Below are 16,342 nucleotides of genomic sequence, written 5' to 3'. Positions count from 1 at the left end.
CTATCCCTTGATCGCGCCCGAGGTCAGCCCCGAGACAAGGTGTTTCTGCACCGCGTAGGTCAGTGCCAGCGCGGGAATGATCATCACGACGGCAAGGGCACACATGCCGCGCCAGTCGATTGTGAATTCAGCCGTATAATCCAACAGCCCGACGGGAAGCGTCTTGCTGTCAGTGGACCGTGTCAGTTGCGACGCCAGCGCAAATTCATTCCATGACGTCAGGAAGGCGAAGATGCCCGCGCTTGCGATACCCGGCCGCGCAAGCGGATATTCCACCCGCCAAAAGGCCTGCCAACGCGTGCAGCCGTCGATCTGTGCCGCCTCGGCCAGGTCCTTGGGTACCTGCCGGAAGAAACCATCGATCAGCCAGATTGTGAACGGCACGTTCATCGCGACATAGGCGAGGATCAAGCCGAAATGCGTGTCGATGATGCCAAGCTTCGCATAAACGAAAAACAGAGGCAGCGACAGCGCAATCCCCGGAACGGCCCGTGTCAGCATCAACCCCAGGAACCAGCCTGTCTTGAACGGAAAACGGTAACGCGCGAAGGCGTAACCGCCCGCCATCCCGACAACCAAGGCGATGACAGTGGAGGTCACGGCAATGATCATCGAGTTGCGGAAGTATTCCAGCACCGGAATACCGCCCTGCCCCACGCCGGAGAACATCGCGACATAGGCGTCAAAGGATAGCTCACGCGGTATCCATACGGGGGGTTTAGCCATGATCTCGACAGTGGGCCGCAGCGAGTTCAGCACGATCCACAGCCCCGGTAGGCAGATAATCGCCATGGCAATAAACAGCCCGATGAGCGTTAAGGCTTTCAGCAGGCTTTTCTTGATACGGTGTGCAGTGTTGATGTCCATGATTACCACTCCGCCGCGATTTGTGCCCGCGCTTTTGCAAGCTGGCGGAAGAACATGAAGGTGAACAGGATCGACAACAGGATCGCGACATAGGACATGGCGTTGGCCATCCCCATCTTCGCATCCGAATAGCCGGTGCGCGCGATGAGGGTCCACAGGACCTCGGTCCGTTTGGCGGGGCCGCCATCGGTCATGATCTTGATGATGTCATAGGCGCGGGCCACGTCCAGCGACCGGATGGTCATCGCGATGAAGGCGAAGGGCATCACAAAGGGCCAGGTGACATAGCGGAAGGTCTGCCACGGCGTGCAGCCGTCCACGCGGGCGGCTTCCAACGGATCGCGGGGCATTGCCATAAGGCCGGCAAGGATGAAGATCGCGAACACGGCGGTCGATGACCAGATTTCAGCAACCATGATCGCGAAGAACGCCAGGTTGCCGTCGATCAGCCACGGGATCGCCTGATCCGTCAGGCCCAGTGATTGAAGTGCGTTGTTGATCAGCCCGATATTGTCATTGAACATGAACTTGAACTGAAAGCCCACCAGCACAGGCGAAAACATCATGGGAAACATCATGATCGTGCGTAGGATGCGTTGCCCGCGCGTGGCGCGTTCCACGAGCATGGCCAGCCCCAGCCCAAGGATCATTTCAAGGTTCAGCGCAAAGGTCAGCAACAATACGGTCCGACCGAATGCGATCCAGAACTCACTATCGGTGAAAATGCGTTCGTAATTGCGAAAGCCGATGAACTGGTAGATCGAGTCCGGTCGCGTCAGCCGGAACGGCGTCAAGCTGGACCAGAAGGACAGCAGCAGCGGGATGATCACCACTGCGGCCAGCACAATGACGGCGGGCAACAGCAGCAGAAAGGGCGGTGGCAGACGCCAGGCCTTCATGTCGTATATCCTGTCTAGATAAGACGGGGCCGCATTGCCGCGACCCCGGGGAGACTTCAAAGTTCGCCGGCGTCCTCAAGGATCATCGTTGCCTCGTCGGCAGCGTCATCCAGCGCTTCCTGCGCAGTCTTGTCACCAAGGATCGCAGCCTGGAGTTCGGGATATACCGCGTTGGAAATCTCGATCCAGGACGCGGTCTGCGGCACGGCGAAAGCACCATCGGCGGCAACTTGGAAGGCTGCCAGAACTTCTTCACGATAAGCGTCGCCCTGCGCCTGCTCGATCACGTAATCCCAAACAGCGCTGCGCGTCGGCAACGGACCGGCAGAGGATTCCAGTTTCTGGCTGTCCTCGTTGGTCAGCCACCAGACCAGTGACGCAGCCGCCTCGGGGTTTTCGCAGCCTTCGGTGACCGAGAAACCATGATGACCCGACCAGCCCGTCGCGACATCCGCGCTGCCCTTCGGCGGTGCGACGACACCGACGTCGCCGGCAACCTTCGAGCTTTCAGGATCGTTGAAGAACGCGGCCCAGCCCGGCCAGTCGAGGTTCAGCGCGACGGTACCGGACGCAAAACCTTGCCCAAGGTCGTCCCAAAGGTAGTTGGGAACGCCCGCAGGGACCGCTTTGGCCTGATAGAGATCAACAAACCACTGCAGCGCACGAACGCCGGATTCGGAATTGAACGCAGGGCGGCCTTCGTCGTCAAGGTATTCACCACCTTCCGCGACCAACATCTCGTAGAAGCGGCCATTGATCGCCTCTTCCTTGCCCGCGTATTGTGTGCCGAAGAAATCAGGCGGATTGGCAAAAAACTTGGCCTGGTCGGATACCTGTTCCCACGTTACTGGCGGGGCGAGGTCGTAGCCGTATTCTTCCTTGAACTTCGCCTGGTTGTCCGCGTCTTCGAACAGCGATTTCTGATAATACATCGCGGAGACATCGAATTGCGCGCGGGGCAGCATCACCAGCTTGCCGTTCAGCGTACTGGCCTTGATGTTTGCGGGAACGAAGGCATCGATTTCTTCCTGCGGCAGCAATGCGGCAAGATCGGTGTAGATGCCGGGGTACTGCGGCGCAAAGGACGAGTGATTGGAGCCTACACACCAACCAAGCTGACCGGTCGCGATGTCCGACTTGATTTCCTTGTCCAGCTCGAAATGGTTCTTCTTCGAGATAACATTGACGGTCGCGCCTGTGGCTTCCTCCCATTGGGCGATACGTTGGTAGAGCGTCTCATATTGCTGGCCGCCGATGAGCTTCGCATCAATCGTGATGCCGTCGAACGAGCCAGGCAGATCTTGCGCATATGCGCCTTGCGCCGACAGTACTACAGCACAGGCCATCCCTGAAATGATTGTTCTTCCGGTCATTTTCCCTCCCTTGATCACCGACCTTCGATGCTTGGGCTGTATGCCCACCAGTGGGTGATATATTTATATACAAACAAAATTTGACGCCATGTCAAGAAAATCATGTGCAACAGAACAGATCTTGTGCATATAAATGCGAACATTCAGCAGGGAGGGAAAATGAGCGATACGGAGAGCCGATACAGGGCCCCCGCTCTGGATAAGGGGTTGGACATACTCGAATTGTTGGCTGGTGTGGAGAGCGGGCTGACCCAAGCCGAGATTGGCAAACGCCTTGGTCGAAGTCCGAACGAGTTCTACCGCATGCTGGACCGGCTGGTCCGCCGCGAATACGTCACTCGCATCGATGGCGACCGCTTTGCCCTGACCCTGAAGCTGTTCGGCCTCGCGCAGCTTCACGCCCCCCCGCGCAGGCTGGCGTCCTACGCGACACCGCTGATGCGCGAACTGGCGAATGATACGTGCCAGGCAAACCAACTCGTCGTATTTGACCGGGGTCGTGCCGTCGTGATCGCGCAGCAGGAGGCTCCCGGCTATTGGGGTATTTCGGTTCGCATCGGATCGCATCTGAGCCTTCTGGAGACCGGATCAGGCCATGTGCTACTGGCCTTTAATAGCACCGAACAACGACAAATGATGCTGGCGGAAAGCTCGGCCGATGACGGACCGGAGATGATAACCCCCGAGTTCGAACGCCGCCTGGAGCGGATCAAGGATCAAGGGTTCGAGAGCATGCCGAGTGCGCAGACGGCGGGCGTGTTCAATTTATCTGCGCCCATTCTCGGGTCCGACGGGCTGGCGATCGCCGCTCTTACGATTCCCTACATCGCGCTTGTGAACCATTCAGATGCGCCTGATATGTCCAAATGTATCGACCTGCTTACACATACGGCGCAGAAGCTGTCCGACATGGCAGGTGACCCCGCTCAACGATCGGAGAAAGACTGAACATGACCGAAACCGGCATCATAGACACCCATCTTCACTTGGTTAACCGATCCCGCCTGACCTATCCGTGGCTCGCCAATGCCGGCAGCCTGAATGCCGATTGGTCCCTGGAGAGTTATGGCGCAGAAGCGCGACGTGTCGGCATTATCAAGGCATTACACATGGAAGTTGATGTCGCGGAAAATGACATCGGCAACGAAAACACCTGGGTTGCTGAACTGTCTCAGCAGGAGCAGAGTCTGATCTGCGGCATCATCTCCGCCTGTCGTCCTGAAGGCGATGGCTTCGCCGCACAAGTCGAACGCGCAAAAGATGATATACTTATCAAGGGGTTCCGACGGGTTCTTCATGTTATACCCGACGAAGTATCCAAATCGACCAAGTTCATAAACAACATCAGGCGGCTGTCCGGGACCGGCTTGACCTTCGACCTGTGTTTGCGGGCAGATCAGTTGAAGCTGGGCATGGCGTTGGTCGATGCAGCGCCGGATGTGAGCTTCGTCCTTGATCACTGCGGGGTGCCCGATATCGCGGGCGAGCAATTTCTGCCCTGGCGTAATGACATGGCGGATTTTGCCAGACGTGACAATGTTACCGCCAAGGTTTCGGGAATCATCGCCTATACCCGTACGGAGCAATGGGTCCTGAACGATCTCGCACCCTATGTGCAGCATGTCGTGGACAGCTTCGGATTCGACCGGCTGGTCTGGGGCGGCGACTGGCCAGTGTGCACATTGGGCGGTGGCCTGTCGACTTGGGTGGCTGCATCGCAGGCATTGCTGGCGGGTGCTACACATGAAGAACGCGCGAAACTGTTCTCGGGCAACGCCAGCCGGATCTGGAAGCTCTAGGTATCAGACTGGAAGGCTTGCGCGATAAAGCGCGTTGATCTGCGCAACAACGCGCTTGCCTTCGGAGCGACGCGCGAGCGCCTCGGTCAGCAGGTCTGAGGCGCGGGATTGAAAACCCATATAGCCGTTATGCCGCGGTCGCAGCCAAGCAGCGTCAAGCGTCGTGCGTGTATCTCGGTAGAAGCCGTTCACCGTGGCATTCACCCGATTTGAAAACCACGCCCCATCGTGACCAGCCTGCCCCCCTGCATCGACATACAAGCCTGATTGTGCCTGGGCACCGGCAATCCAACGCGCGAAATCTGTTGCCTCTCCTTTGTGCTGGCTAAAGCCCGATACCGCGATCCCGGTCCCGCCCAAAGCCGACCCCACAGAGCCGTCGGAACCCGCCACCGGAATATCCGAGAAACGCACCAGGTTGTTGCGAAACCCGTTGATTGAATAGTTCACATAGCCATAGATCAGTGGCGCGCAGATCGGCCCTTGGCTGTCGGAGATAGATTCCAGCGCATCTATCGGGTCCATACCTGCACATGCATCCGACACCAGAGCGGCAATCTCGGCCAACGTCTCGAACACCTGCTCGCCATGCAGGGCGTCGATCAGATCGCCATGCCCCTCGTTCCGACACGGCACGCCCATGTTGGCCGCCAAGGTAAAGAAGCACATCAGGGAATGGGGCGGTCGTAGCGGAAGGATAACCCTGCCATCGCGCGCCAAATCCAGAACGTCGCTCCAGATGCGCGGCGGCTCCGAGAGCGCATCCGGACGATAGGCTTGAACTTGCGCGGCGGCATCTATCGGATACGCCCACTGGCGGCCATTCCAGTGATAGCTTGGATATGACCGGCCTACGCTTCCTTCCGCCAATTCCGGGGCATCGGGCAGTGGAGTCAGACAGCCCTCGGCGGTGATCTGCCCGACATGCGGATGGTCGATGACAATCAGGTCATACTCGCGGGCGAGATCCTCAACCGGATAGCTTTCGAAATCTTGAAGGGACCGCTTGTCCCAATCGACGCCAACGCCAGTCTGTTGCTGCCATTCGCGGGAACAGGCCACCATGGGATCGAAACCGCGTGGATGGCTCCACGTCATGCCTTTGAGCGTGATCACAACCCGAATTCCTGCCTGATCTGGTCGCTGTGCTCGCCGACCAAGGGCGCAGCCTTGCTGCCCATGGGACGGATGCCATCAAACAGGATGGGCGTGCGCGTGGTTTCGATTGACACACCATCGTCGCGCGTCACCCGTTGCAGCATGTCGAGCGCCTTGAACCCATCGCCGTCCAGCAGCGTTTGCCAATCGAGCACCTCGGAACACCAGATGTCCTCTGCCTCCAGTATTGCCAGCCAATGTGCTATCGAGCCGGTCTCCAAACGGGCAGCAATTGCCCGTTTGATGTCATCCCGTTTCCTGAATCCATTTGCGGGATCGGCAACGACATCCTCCATCCCTGCTACATCAAGAAGTTCCAGCAGTCGCGGCAAGTCCGTCATCGCCAACGCGAGATACCCGTCCGCCGCGCGATACACGCCGTAGGGTGCGGCAAGGTAGGCATGCGCATTGTTGAAACTCGACCGTTTGGGCGCGCGCTTTCCGTCATTCAGATGTGTCGTCAGCACCTCGAACTGCAAGTCGATCAGGGCTTCAAGCAAGCTGGTCTCAACCAGTCTACCCTTCCCGCTAATCCCGCGCTGCACCAACGCCGCGAGGATACCTTGGGACAGCGCTACACCCGCCATCATGTCACCGATCGCCAGGCCAAACGGCACCGGCCCCTGAGACGCATCCCCGTTCAACCACATCGCACCGGACCGCGCCTGCGCCAGCAAATCCTGCCCGGGACGCTTCACCCAAGGTCCCTGCGTCCCGTAACCACTAATCGATCCGTAGACCAGCGCCGGATTGATAGCCTGCACTCTGTTGTAGTCCAGCCCCAAACGCGTCGCCACGCCCGGACGGAAATTCTGGATCATTACATCCGCCTGGCGCAGAAGTTGCGTCAACTTTGACAGATCACCGGTGTTCTTCAGATCCAGTGCGATGCTTTCCTTCCCGCGATTGATTGCATGGAAGATCGTTGAATCACCGCCGATTTCGGTGTCGCTCAAGTAGAGATGCCTCGACAGATCACCCACATTCGGCCGTTCTACCTTGATGACACGCGCGCCGAGATCCGACAGACGCAGCGAGCAGTAGGGACCAGACAAGAACTGGCTCAGATCGATGACCGTCAGCCCGGACAGTGGCGCATCCGGCTGGGCATCTGATGGTCGTGACATACTCATAGGAGACTTCTTATATAAATGACTTCCCTGTATATGAATACATCCTTGGCGGTGCCGTCAATGTCAAGCGCACAAAAAAACGGCGCGGGTAAACCGCGCCGCTCTCAAAGCCATTGAAACCTTAGATCAGCCCAGATCTTCGGGTAGAACGCCTTCAGGGATGTTCTGGTAGCAGACCGGGCGCAGGAAGCGGCGGATCGACAAGGTGCCAACCGAAGTTGCGCCGAAGTTGGTCGAGGCGGGGTACGGACCGCCATGGACCATCGTGTCCGCAACCTCGACCCCGGTCGGGAAGCCGTTGGCAAGCACGCGGCCGGCCTTGCGCTCAAGGATCGGAAGCAGTTTGCGGGCAAGTTCGGCGTCGCCGTCATCAAGATGCAGCGTCGTCGTCAGCTGCCCGTCGAGACCTTTCGCCAGGGTCAGCATCTCATCCGTAGATTTCACCCGCACGACCAGACCGAGGGGACCGAAGACCTCTTCACCCAAGGTGTGGTCACCAAGAAATGCCTCGGAGGACACTTCGTAGAGGTTCGGATTGGCTTCGCGGCCTTCGCTGTCGGTGGTCAGAAGCGGCTGGACCGAGTTGCGGCTGTCGAAACGGTTCTTCCCGTCGCGATAGGCCTGCGCGATGCCATCGGTCAGCATGGTTTGCGCAGAAGCTTCTTTCAGCCCAGCAACCGTCGCTTCGATCAGGGCATCACCTACGGCACCCTCGGGGATCACCGCAATACCGGGATTGGTGCAGAACTGGCCTGCGCCCATGGTCAACGACCCTGCCCAGCCCTTGCCGATGTCTGCACCGCGCGCGGACAGTGCTTCGGGCAGAACGAACATCGGGTTGACGGAACCGAGCTCGCCGAAGAACGGAATGGGTTCCTCACGTTGTGCACACAGATCGAACAGCGCGCGGCCGCCTCCGAGCGAACCGGTGAAGCCGACTGCCTTGATCAAGGGGTGCTGCACCAGTGCCTGGCCGACATCGCGACGTCCACCCTGGATCAAGGAAAACACGCCTTTCGGCATATCGCATTTTTCGACGGCAGCCTTGATCGCTTCGGCCACGATCTCACCTGTGCCCGGATGGGCGGAGTGACCTTTGACCACGACGGGGCACCCAGCCGCGAGCGCGGCCGCCGTGTCGCCGCCAGCCGTGGAAAATGCCAGCGGGAAGTTCGACGCGCCAAAGACCGCAACCGGACCGATCGGGCGCTGGATCATGCGCAGGTCGGGGCGAGGCAGCGGCTGGCGTTCGGGCAGCGCTTCGTCATGACGGCGATCCAGATAGGCACCGTCGCGGATATGCGATGCGAACAGGCGCAGCTGGCCAGTCGTGCGCCCGCGCTCGCCTTCCAGACGACCCTCGGGCAGCCCGGTTTCGGATGTGCCGATCTCGGTGATCTGGGCGCCGCGTGCCTCGATCTCGTCCGCGATGGTTTCCAGAAATCTCGCGCGTTCCTCGCGGCTGCTGTAGCCATAGCTCCAGAAGGCATCCTCGGCGGCCTTGGCGGCCTGATCCACAAGCGCGGGGGTGCCAACGGCATAGTCAAACGCCTGACCATGCGCCGGTTCCGACGAGAACGTCGTCTCGCCAGCGACCCATTCGCCCGCGATCAGATGTTTGCCATGCGGCGTGAAGTTCGGTGTGGTCCCGTCCATATCTGCGTCTCTTTGCTAGTCTGTGAGAAGATCAGGCCAGCAGACCGCTGGCCTTCAGGAATGTGTCTAGTTTCGCCTGTTGCGTATCGGTCAGCGGCCAGGCCGATGGCGGACGCGTCGGCCCGCAGTCTCGACCTAATGCCTGCAGCGCGGCTTTTACACCCGTGACATTCGTGCCGTTCAATTCTTCTGCGCGAATTTCCTCGAATGCTGCCATGTCCGCGATCAGCGAACGCGCCTTGGCATAGTCGCTGGCCTCCAGCGCAGCATGGATATCGAGCGAGCGTTCCGGCCAGACGTTGATTAGGCCGGACGTGAAGCCGCGTGCGCCCACGGAATAAAAGATCGGCGCCCAGACCTCTGCCAGCCCACCGACCCACACGATCGACGGATCGCAGGCTTCGATAGCGGCTGCCAGCTTGGTCGGATTTGGTGATGCCCATTTGACCCCGATCACACCGTCGATTGCACACAGCGCCTTGATGCCGTCCAGCCCGATCGCGTCATTGCGAAGATAAAGCACGATGGGCAGGCCGCTGGAGGCTTCCGATATTTGTCGGACATAATCGACTATTCCGCGGGGTGCAACGAAAGGATCAGGCGGCTGATGGATCATCAGCGCGGACGCCCCTGCCCTCGCGGATTCCTCTGCCAAACGCGTTGCGTCGCGGATACCTCGCCCAATTCCCGCAAGCACTGGCGCACGACCATCCACCATACGGCATACGGCATGGACCATCGTGACGGCTTCATCGGTGGTCAGGGCGTAGAATTCACCGGTGTTGCCGTTCACGACGGGGATATGCACACCAGTGTCAACGACATGTTCGATTATTGGGGCCAAGGCATCGGGGGCAATCTCGTCCGCCTCGTCATAGGGTGTCACCAGAATACCCGAGATGCCTGTCAGCTTTTGCCGCATCTCGTCTTTGGAAAATGCCATGTCCCACTCCTGAACGCGTAACGGGCCATTCCAGCCCTTATCGCGCGTAGAGTTTCAGAGCACACAAATTTTTACAAGTCGAAATACAGCCTTTGCAGGTTTTTACCGATAAGTGCCGGTCTCTGTGATAACCGTTGTGAAATCGTCTCGCTGCGCAAACACGGCGGGATGCACCTGACCCAGTTTGGAACGGTCAATAACGAGATAGTTCCGACTGGATTTCTTCATGGCCGCGATCTTCCATGCAGCCTCGTGAAATCCAACACAGCTCGCGCCAAGGGCGTCGTCTAACCCCGCAGCCGAAAGAAAACAGGCATTGATTGCCAGATGCTGGAAACTGGATTCCCCGGGCAGCGCAGCAAAAGAGGCCGACGCGCTTTGATATTTCCCGCCCAGGAGGATCAGGGAAAGCGACGTATTGCGGACCACGCGCTCCGCCACGTTCAGCGCATAACAAACAACCGTGAGCTTCAGTCCGGGCGGAACGGCGTCAACCAGATGGACAAGTGTCGTGCCGCAATCGACGAAGATTGTCTCGCCACCCCGCAGCAGCGGCATACATTGGGCGCAGGCAGCACGCTTGGCCACTTCGTTCTTACGCGCGGCCTCGGCCAAGCCGTATGGAAGCCGTTCAACTTCCGCCTCCAGGATATGCCCGCCCAGGTAGGTGAACCTGTCCGCGTGATCCGCCAGATCGCGGCGTATTGTCATTTCGGACACCCCAAGCAACTCGGCTGCTTCTCGCAAGCGAAGGCTTTTTTGTTGTCCAAGTAGCTGCTGGAGGCGATCCAGCCGATCCACCTGTCCGCGCGTCATGTGCGCCCCGATGTTATAATTATTACATTTATGTTTGTATAATAACACGAGAGATGATTAGCTCTCAACGAAAAATGCCGCTAGAATTGCGGTGACCCATTGACGGAAGGCAGCACCGCTATGGACACGTCTCATCAGGATAATCGCGACCACACCGCGCTGACCCGACAGCATGGGGGGGATCTGACGCATCGACGCAATCCGGGAATCCCGCTCGACATCTCCGAGATTGAAGGGATCCGCGTGAACCTTTCCGCCGCCGAGCGTCGCGTCGCGTCCCTGCCCGGTCGACGCAGTGTGAAAAAGGATGCGCAGGCCGCGTGGCTTCTTAAAGCAATCACCTGCATCGATTTGACTACCCTGAACGGCGACGACACGGCAGGACGGGTCAAGCGCCTGTGCGCCAAGGCTGCACATCCGCTGCGGGCCGATCTGCTGGACGCGCTAGGCATGACAGATCGCCATATCACCACCGGGGCCATTTGCGTCTATCATCGCTTTGTCGCGACAGCGGCGCAGGCATTGAAGGGCACAGGTATCCCTGTTGCAGCGGTATCTACCGGCTTCCCCGCTGGCCTGTCCCCGCATGACACAAAGCTGCGTGAAATCGAGGCCTCGGTTAAGGACGGCGCAGACGAGATCGACATTGTCATCACGCGCGAACATGTGCTGACCGGAAACTGGCAGGCGCTATATGACGAGATGCGCGACTACCGTGCGGCCTGTGGAGACGCCCACGTCAAGGCTATCCTCGCTACGGGGGATCTTAAAACGCTGCGCAATGTCGCAAAAGCCAGCATGGTCTGCATGATGGCAGGCGCGGATTTCATCAAAACCTCTACCGGCAAGGAAGGCGTCAACGCAACACCGGTTGTTACGCTGATCATGTTGCGCGCGATCCGGCGCTACAACGAACTCACGGGCATTCGCATCGGCTACAAACCCGCAGGCGGAATATCCACCGCCAAGGATGTAATGCTTTACCAAACATTGATGAAGGAAGAACTGGGCCGCCCATGGCTGGAACCCGACCTGTTCCGCATTGGTGCGTCCAGCCTGCTGGCCGATATTGAGCGCCAGCTCGAACACCACATCACCGGCGCCTATAGCGCCCATACCCGTCACCCGATCGGATAAGCCATGAACGTAGCAGAGTATTTCGACAGCATGGATTACGGCCCAGCCCCGGAAGATGATGCCCCTGCACGCGATTGGCTGAATCGGCATGGCGGCACATTCGGACACTTTATCGGCGGCAGTTTCACCAAGCCCAAGGGCGAAACTTTCGAGACGTCCGAGCCTGCCACCGGGGCCGTTCTGGCATCAATCGCACAAGGCGACGGCAGCGACGTCGACAAGGCGGTCAAGGAAGCGCGCAAAGCCCAGAAATCATGGGCCGCACTGACCGGGCATCAACGCGCCCGGCATCTATACGCCCTCGCCCGCACCATCCAGCGCAATGCAAGGCTATTGGCCGTGGTCGAGTCGCTCGACAACGGCAAACCGGTGCGCGAGACCCGCGATATCGACGTGCCACTGGCCGCGCGGCATTTCTATCACCATGCTGGATGGGCTCAATTGATGGGCAGCGAGTTTTCTGACCACCAGCCTGTTGGCGTGGTCGGCCAGGTCATCCCCTGGAACTTCCCGCTGCTCATGCTGGCGTGGAAGATCGCACCGGCGCTGGCGATGGGCAACACTGTCGTTCTGAAACCCGCCGAATTCACCCCTCTCACTGCACTGCTGTTTGCGGAGTTGTCCCAGGTTGCAGGCCTGCCGGATGGCGTGCTTAACATTGTGACAGGTGACGGCAAGACCGGCGCGGCGCTGGTCGAACATGACGGGATCGACAAGGTGGCCTTCACCGGCTCCACCGAGGTCGGGCGCCACATCCGCAAAGTCACGGCTGGCTCCGGCAAATCGCTGACGCTGGAACTGGGGGGCAAATCTCCATTCATCGTGTTCGAGGATGCCGATCTCGATGCTGCCGTCGAAGGCGTGGTCGATGCGATCTGGTTCAATCAGGGGCAGGTCTGCTGTGCGGGGTCGCGAATCCTGGTGCAGGAAGGCGTGGCAGAGACCTTCCTGAAACGCTTGCGCGCCCGCATGGACTATCTACGCGTTGGCCAGCCCTTGGACAAATCTATCGACATGGCCGCGATCGTCGCGCCCGTTCAGCTTGAACGCATCGAAAGGATGGTCGCACAGGGAGTCGAGGAAGGCGCCAAACTGCATCAGCCACAGATTGAACTTCCCAAGGGCGGCTGTTTCTTTCCTCCGACCCTTCTTTCGGATGTGCAACCGACCGCGACAGTTGCTACGGAGGAAATCTTCGGTCCGGTTGTAGTCTCCATGACCTTCCGCACGCCAGATGAGGCAGTGCAACTGGCCAATCACAGCCGCTACGGCCTGTCCGCAAGTGTTTGGAGTGAATCCATCAACCTGTCGCTGGAAGTCGCGGCAAAGCTGGAGGCGGGCGTTGTCTGGGTGAATGGCACCAACATGCTGGACGCCGCTGTCGGCTTCGGAGGCAAACGGGAAAGCGGATTTGGTCGCGAGGGCGGGCGCGAAGGTTGCTACGACTACCTTAGGCCAAAGGCGTGGGCCAAGAACAAACCCCGCGCAACGACAACGCCTACCAAACCATCCGCTTCGGGTTTCGCCCCAGCCGCCGTTGACCGCACTGCGAAGCTGTTTATCGGCGGCAAGCAGGCTCGCCCTGACGGAAACTACTCCCGCCCGATCTATTCACCCAAAGGTAACGTTCTGGCGGAGGTCGGTGAAGGCAACCGCAAGGACATTCGCAACGCGGTGGAGGCCGCCCGCAAAGCCGCATCTTGGCCCAGCAGGCCGGGCCACAGCCGCGCGCAGATCATCTACTATATTGCCGAGAACCTGTCGGCACGAAGTGATGAATTCGCGGCCCGTCTGAAAGACATGACGGGCTCCACGGCAGCCGCAGCGAAAACCGAAGTCGAGCTAAGCATTGACCGGCTGTTCACCTATGGGGCATGGGCCGACAAATTCGAAGGACCAATCCACCAGCCCCCTCTGCGCGGTGTCGCACTGGCGATCCCCGACCCGCTCGGGATTGTCGGTATCGTGTGTCCGCCCGAAGCGCCGCTTCTAGGGTTGATTTCAGCTGTCGCACCGCTGATTGCAATGGGTAACCGCGTGGTTGTCATTCCAAGCACCCCGCATCCACTGTCGGCCACGGACTTCTATCAGGTGCTGGAAACCTCGGATGTGCCTGCGGGCGTCGTGAACATCGTCACAGGCGACGCCCAGTCGCTGGCAGGCACGCTAGCTGCACATAACGATGTAGATGCGGTTTGGGCGTTCGGGTCGGCGGAGTTGTCCAAGCTGGTCGAAGAAAAATCTGCGGGCAATCTAAAGCGGACCTTCGTGGATTACGGCCGCGCCATAGACTGGACGGATCCAACCGCAGCGGAGGGACAATTGTTCTTGCGCCGGGCCACCGAATACAAGAATGTCTGGATTCCCTACGGCGAATGACGAAGGATACTAGATGCTCAAGAATATCGACCCGCGCCTGAATGCAGATGTGCTGCACGCACTTCATCTGATGGGGCATGGCGAGACGGTGGCGCTCGTGGATACCAACTTTCCGGCTGATGGCGTCTCGCGGCACACATCTTACGGAAAGCTGCTGCGGCTGGATAACCTGACCAGCGCAGAAGCCATGGAAACGGTACTATCGGTCCTGCCGCTGGACAGCCCCATCCAGCCATCTGTCGGCCGGATGCAAGTCATGGGTTCGCCCAACGAGATGCCCGAAGTTCAGCGCGAGGTGCAAGCCGTCTTGCGCGAGTCAGAGGGAGAAGACGGTTCGCTTTATGACATCGAACGCTTCGCGTTCTACGAAGAGGCGAAGAAAGCCTACTGTGTCATCGCAACAGGCGAGCGCCGCTTCTATGGATGTTTCCTGCTGACCAAAGGCGTCATTGCACCGCTATGACACTGCCTCTGGTGGCGCAGAACACTTAGTCCTTGTAGATCGGCTCGTCGCAAAAATGGCCGCCCTGCCAACGAGACTGTGAACTATCTGCGTCAGGGCGCTCGTTTCTGGCCTCGATCTCCTCACGGAAAATCTCGGAGTTGTCCTTGGGCACCCAGCCAAGGAAAGACGCCTGCGAGTTGTCCCACCAATGCTCGTCATTGGCCGATACACCCCAGATGATCGGGCAACCCAACTTCCGAACACTGAACACGCGCTCGATCAATCGGGTAAAATCATCGTAGCTGAACCATGTCGCCATCATGCGGTGGTTGGTCGGTTTCTCGAAGCTCGAACCAATACGCACAATGGCCGTCTCTTGCCCGAACTTGGAATGATACATCGACGCCATGGATTCACCGAAGCATTTCGACACACCATAAAGCGAGTCCGGCTTTGTCACACAGTCCGCCTGCAGGTGTGTATCCTGAGTGTGAAAACCGATCGTATGGTTTGAAGAAGCAAAAACGATCCGCGGCATTCCATGAGCGCGGGCCGCTTCATACAAATTGTAAACACCATGAATGTTTCCGGCCATGATTTGGCGGAACGGACGCTCAATCGACACCCCTCCGAAATGGACGATTCCGTCACAGCCTTCGACCAATTCATTGACCGCTTGTTCGTCCGACAGGTCGCATTCGACCAGCTCTTCATTGCTGGCGGAGGTTCCCATATCCGCGACATCAGACAAGCGCACTGTATCCGCCAGATGAGCCAGTTTGGTCCGCATGACGCTTCCCAACCCGCCTGCTGCGCCCGTTATAAGAAGTCGCTTCATCTCTTTCCCCTGCCTGGATTTTTCGACTGCGCCAAGTGTTGACGAAAGTTATATGATCAATATGGATTGCCATTGTCAACATATCTGATATGTCATCGATGATGGAGATTACTGAAGACATGCGTGCGACCGCTTCAAGCAGGGTTTCGCTATGACACAAACCAAAGGAACGAGCACCGGCAAAAAATCTCGCCGTAATTTGGTCGTAGGTGTTGCAGACGCGCTTCGCACTCAAATTGGGGCAGGAGATTACCAGCCCGGCGACAAACTACCGCCCGAGGCACAGTTGACGGTGCTTCATGATGTGTCGCGCACCGTGATCCGGGAAGCCATCGCCGCGCTGCGTGCTGACGGGCTGGTCGAGCCGCGCCAAGGTGCCGGCGTCTTCGTTCTGGAACCGCCCAAAGCTGAACCGAAGCCCTTTCAGATCGTCGAAATCGACAAGCTGTCCGCGATCATCGAGATGCTTGAACTGCGCGCGGCGGTGGAAATCGGGGCTGCCGGCCTCGCGGCGACGCGACGGTCCCCCGCACAGGAAGAAGCCATTCTTGACGCACATGAACAATTCGTCGCTTTGGCGCATACCGGTGAGCCCACGACCGAGGCAGACCTCACCTTTCATCGCGTGATTGCACAGGCCAGCAACAATCCTCGCTTCGTTGAGTTTCTGGACGTCATGGGACAAACAGCCATCCCGCGCGCGACCCTGAAGTCGAGTTTCGAGCAGATGCCCGGCGACTATCTTGTACGGATCGGGGAAGAACACCGGCAGATCGCAGAAGCGATCAGCAACTCGGACACAAAGGCCGCACAAGACGCGATGGAACTGCATCTGCGGGGCAGTCAACGCCGCTACCGGGCCGCCTTTCAATCAGACCTCAGACACCACGACCAATAAT

The 16,342-nt window shown here is 58.8% G+C and carries 15 protein-coding genes; 6 read left to right on the top strand and 9 right to left on the bottom strand.

Annotation, left to right across the window (positions count from 1 at the left end; genetic code table 11):
- Genes FPZ52_RS17685 through FPZ52_RS17675 form a run of 3 tightly spaced genes read right to left on the bottom strand, consistent with a single transcriptional unit; the run spans window position 1 to window position 3,139 of the window.
- The gene (locus tag FPZ52_RS17685; protein ID WP_146366920.1) at window positions 1-867 is read right to left on the bottom strand and encodes a carbohydrate ABC transporter permease; all 867 of its coding nucleotides are present in this window, start codon (window positions 865-867) and stop codon (window positions 1-3) included.
- A gap of 2 nt (window positions 868-869) precedes the next feature.
- Window positions 870-1,766 carry a carbohydrate ABC transporter permease gene (locus FPZ52_RS17680; RefSeq protein ID WP_146366919.1) on the bottom strand — a complete coding sequence of 299 codons (897 nt, stop codon included), beginning with the start codon at window positions 1,764-1,766 and terminating at the stop codon, window positions 870-872.
- A gap of 56 nt (window positions 1,767-1,822) precedes the next feature.
- The gene (locus FPZ52_RS17675; RefSeq protein WP_146366918.1) at window positions 1,823-3,139 is read right to left on the bottom strand and encodes an ABC transporter substrate-binding protein; all 1,317 of its coding nucleotides are present in this window, start codon (window positions 3,137-3,139) and stop codon (window positions 1,823-1,825) included.
- A 159-nt stretch (window positions 3,140-3,298) separates the two neighbouring features.
- Between FPZ52_RS17675 and FPZ52_RS17670 the strand changes: the two genes are divergently transcribed.
- Window positions 3,299-4,087, top strand: a complete 789-nt coding sequence (locus tag FPZ52_RS17670) for an IclR family transcriptional regulator (protein ID WP_146366917.1) — start codon at window positions 3,299-3,301, stop codon at window positions 4,085-4,087.
- A gap of 2 nt (window positions 4,088-4,089) precedes the next feature.
- Complete coding sequence (locus FPZ52_RS17665) at window positions 4,090-4,938, top strand: amidohydrolase family protein (protein ID WP_146366916.1); 849 nt, start codon at window positions 4,090-4,092, stop codon at window positions 4,936-4,938.
- A 3-nt stretch (window positions 4,939-4,941) separates the two neighbouring features.
- Here the strand turns inward: FPZ52_RS17665 and FPZ52_RS17660 are convergent, their stop codons facing one another.
- The 5 genes from FPZ52_RS17660 to FPZ52_RS17640 all read right to left on the bottom strand — a co-directional run bounded on the left by FPZ52_RS17660 (window position 4,942) and on the right by FPZ52_RS17640 (window position 10,644).
- Complete coding sequence (locus FPZ52_RS17660; protein WP_146367137.1) at window positions 4,942-6,036, bottom strand: type 2 periplasmic-binding domain-containing protein; 1,095 nt, start codon at window positions 6,034-6,036, stop codon at window positions 4,942-4,944.
- A gap of 14 nt (window positions 6,037-6,050) precedes the next feature.
- Window positions 6,051-7,223 (bottom strand): CaiB/BaiF CoA transferase family protein, encoded by a 1,173-nt coding sequence (locus tag FPZ52_RS17655; protein WP_146367138.1) that lies wholly within the window; start codon window positions 7,221-7,223, stop codon window positions 6,051-6,053.
- Window positions 7,224-7,355: 132 nt separating this feature from the next.
- The gene (locus FPZ52_RS17650; protein WP_146366915.1) at window positions 7,356-8,885 is read right to left on the bottom strand and encodes an aldehyde dehydrogenase (NADP(+)); all 1,530 of its coding nucleotides are present in this window, start codon (window positions 8,883-8,885) and stop codon (window positions 7,356-7,358) included.
- 31 nt (window positions 8,886-8,916) lie between these two features.
- Window positions 8,917-9,828 carry a dihydrodipicolinate synthase family protein gene (locus tag FPZ52_RS17645; RefSeq protein ID WP_146366914.1) on the bottom strand — a complete coding sequence of 304 codons (912 nt, stop codon included), beginning with the start codon at window positions 9,826-9,828 and terminating at the stop codon, window positions 8,917-8,919.
- Window positions 9,829-9,930: 102 nt separating this feature from the next.
- Window positions 9,931-10,644, bottom strand: coding sequence for a DeoR/GlpR family DNA-binding transcription regulator (locus FPZ52_RS17640; RefSeq protein ID WP_146366913.1), 714 nt, complete (start codon window positions 10,642-10,644; stop codon window positions 9,931-9,933).
- A gap of 120 nt (window positions 10,645-10,764) precedes the next feature.
- Between FPZ52_RS17640 and deoC the strand changes: the two genes are divergently transcribed.
- From deoC to FPZ52_RS17625, 3 genes are read left to right on the top strand one after another with little or no spacing between them, the layout of a single operon-like run.
- Complete coding sequence (gene deoC, locus FPZ52_RS17635) at window positions 10,765-11,781, top strand: deoxyribose-phosphate aldolase (protein ID WP_146366912.1); 1,017 nt, start codon at window positions 10,765-10,767, stop codon at window positions 11,779-11,781.
- 3 nt (window positions 11,782-11,784) lie between these two features.
- The gene (locus FPZ52_RS17630) at window positions 11,785-14,160 is read left to right on the top strand and encodes an aldehyde dehydrogenase family protein (RefSeq protein ID WP_168201412.1); all 2,376 of its coding nucleotides are present in this window, start codon (window positions 11,785-11,787) and stop codon (window positions 14,158-14,160) included.
- Window positions 14,161-14,173: 13 nt separating this feature from the next.
- Window positions 14,174-14,623 (top strand): RbsD/FucU family protein, encoded by a 450-nt coding sequence (locus FPZ52_RS17625; RefSeq protein WP_146366911.1) that lies wholly within the window; start codon window positions 14,174-14,176, stop codon window positions 14,621-14,623.
- A 25-nt stretch (window positions 14,624-14,648) separates the two neighbouring features.
- Here the strand turns inward: FPZ52_RS17625 and FPZ52_RS17620 are convergent, their stop codons facing one another.
- Window positions 14,649-15,443: an NAD-dependent epimerase/dehydratase family protein gene (locus FPZ52_RS17620; protein WP_146366910.1), complete on the bottom strand. Its 795-nt coding sequence runs from the start codon at window positions 15,441-15,443 to the stop codon at window positions 14,649-14,651.
- 151 nt (window positions 15,444-15,594) lie between these two features.
- On the opposite strand from FPZ52_RS17620, the gene FPZ52_RS17615 reads away from it, so the two are divergent.
- Entirely contained in the window at window positions 15,595-16,341 is a 747-nt protein-coding gene (locus FPZ52_RS17615; RefSeq protein ID WP_146366909.1) for a FadR/GntR family transcriptional regulator, read from the top strand.
- Window position 16,342 lies beyond the last annotated feature (1 nt).

Source organism: Qingshengfaniella alkalisoli (genome assembly GCF_007855645.1).
In the GTDB taxonomy this organism is placed as follows: domain Bacteria; phylum Pseudomonadota; class Alphaproteobacteria; order Rhodobacterales; family Rhodobacteraceae; genus Qingshengfaniella; species Qingshengfaniella alkalisoli.
Note: the sequence above shows the minus strand (reverse complement) of the source record. Positions and strands in the feature narration are given on the sequence as shown.

Coding starts and splice junctions, on each gene's coding strand:
- FPZ52_RS17650 (WP_146366915.1), bottom strand. CDS start 8,885: ATGGACGGGACCACACCGAACTTCACGCCGCATGGCAAACATCTGATC.
- FPZ52_RS17680 (WP_146366919.1), bottom strand. CDS start 1,766: ATGAAGGCCTGGCGTCTGCCACCGCCCTTTCTGCTGCTGTTGCCCGCC.
- FPZ52_RS17615 (WP_146366909.1), top strand. CDS start 15,595: ATGACACAAACCAAAGGAACGAGCACCGGCAAAAAATCTCGCCGTAAT.
- FPZ52_RS17645 (WP_146366914.1), bottom strand. CDS start 9,828: ATGGCATTTTCCAAAGACGAGATGCGGCAAAAGCTGACAGGCATCTCG.
- FPZ52_RS17655 (WP_146367138.1), bottom strand. CDS start 7,223: ATGTCACGACCATCAGATGCCCAGCCGGATGCGCCACTGTCCGGGCTG.
- FPZ52_RS17685 (WP_146366920.1), bottom strand. CDS start 867: ATGGACATCAACACTGCACACCGTATCAAGAAAAGCCTGCTGAAAGCC.
- FPZ52_RS17665 (WP_146366916.1), top strand. CDS start 4,090: ATGACCGAAACCGGCATCATAGACACCCATCTTCACTTGGTTAACCGA.
- FPZ52_RS17625 (WP_146366911.1), top strand. CDS start 14,174: ATGCTCAAGAATATCGACCCGCGCCTGAATGCAGATGTGCTGCACGCA.
- deoC (WP_146366912.1), top strand. CDS start 10,765: ATGGACACGTCTCATCAGGATAATCGCGACCACACCGCGCTGACCCGA.
- FPZ52_RS17670 (WP_146366917.1), top strand. CDS start 3,299: ATGAGCGATACGGAGAGCCGATACAGGGCCCCCGCTCTGGATAAGGGG.
- FPZ52_RS17630 (WP_168201412.1), top strand. CDS start 11,785: ATGAACGTAGCAGAGTATTTCGACAGCATGGATTACGGCCCAGCCCCG.
- FPZ52_RS17620 (WP_146366910.1), bottom strand. CDS start 15,443: ATGAAGCGACTTCTTATAACGGGCGCAGCAGGCGGGTTGGGAAGCGTC.
- FPZ52_RS17660 (WP_146367137.1), bottom strand. CDS start 6,036: ATGACGTGGAGCCATCCACGCGGTTTCGATCCCATGGTGGCCTGTTCC.
- FPZ52_RS17675 (WP_146366918.1), bottom strand. CDS start 3,139: ATGACCGGAAGAACAATCATTTCAGGGATGGCCTGTGCTGTAGTACTG.
- FPZ52_RS17640 (WP_146366913.1), bottom strand. CDS start 10,644: ATGACGCGCGGACAGGTGGATCGGCTGGATCGCCTCCAGCAGCTACTT.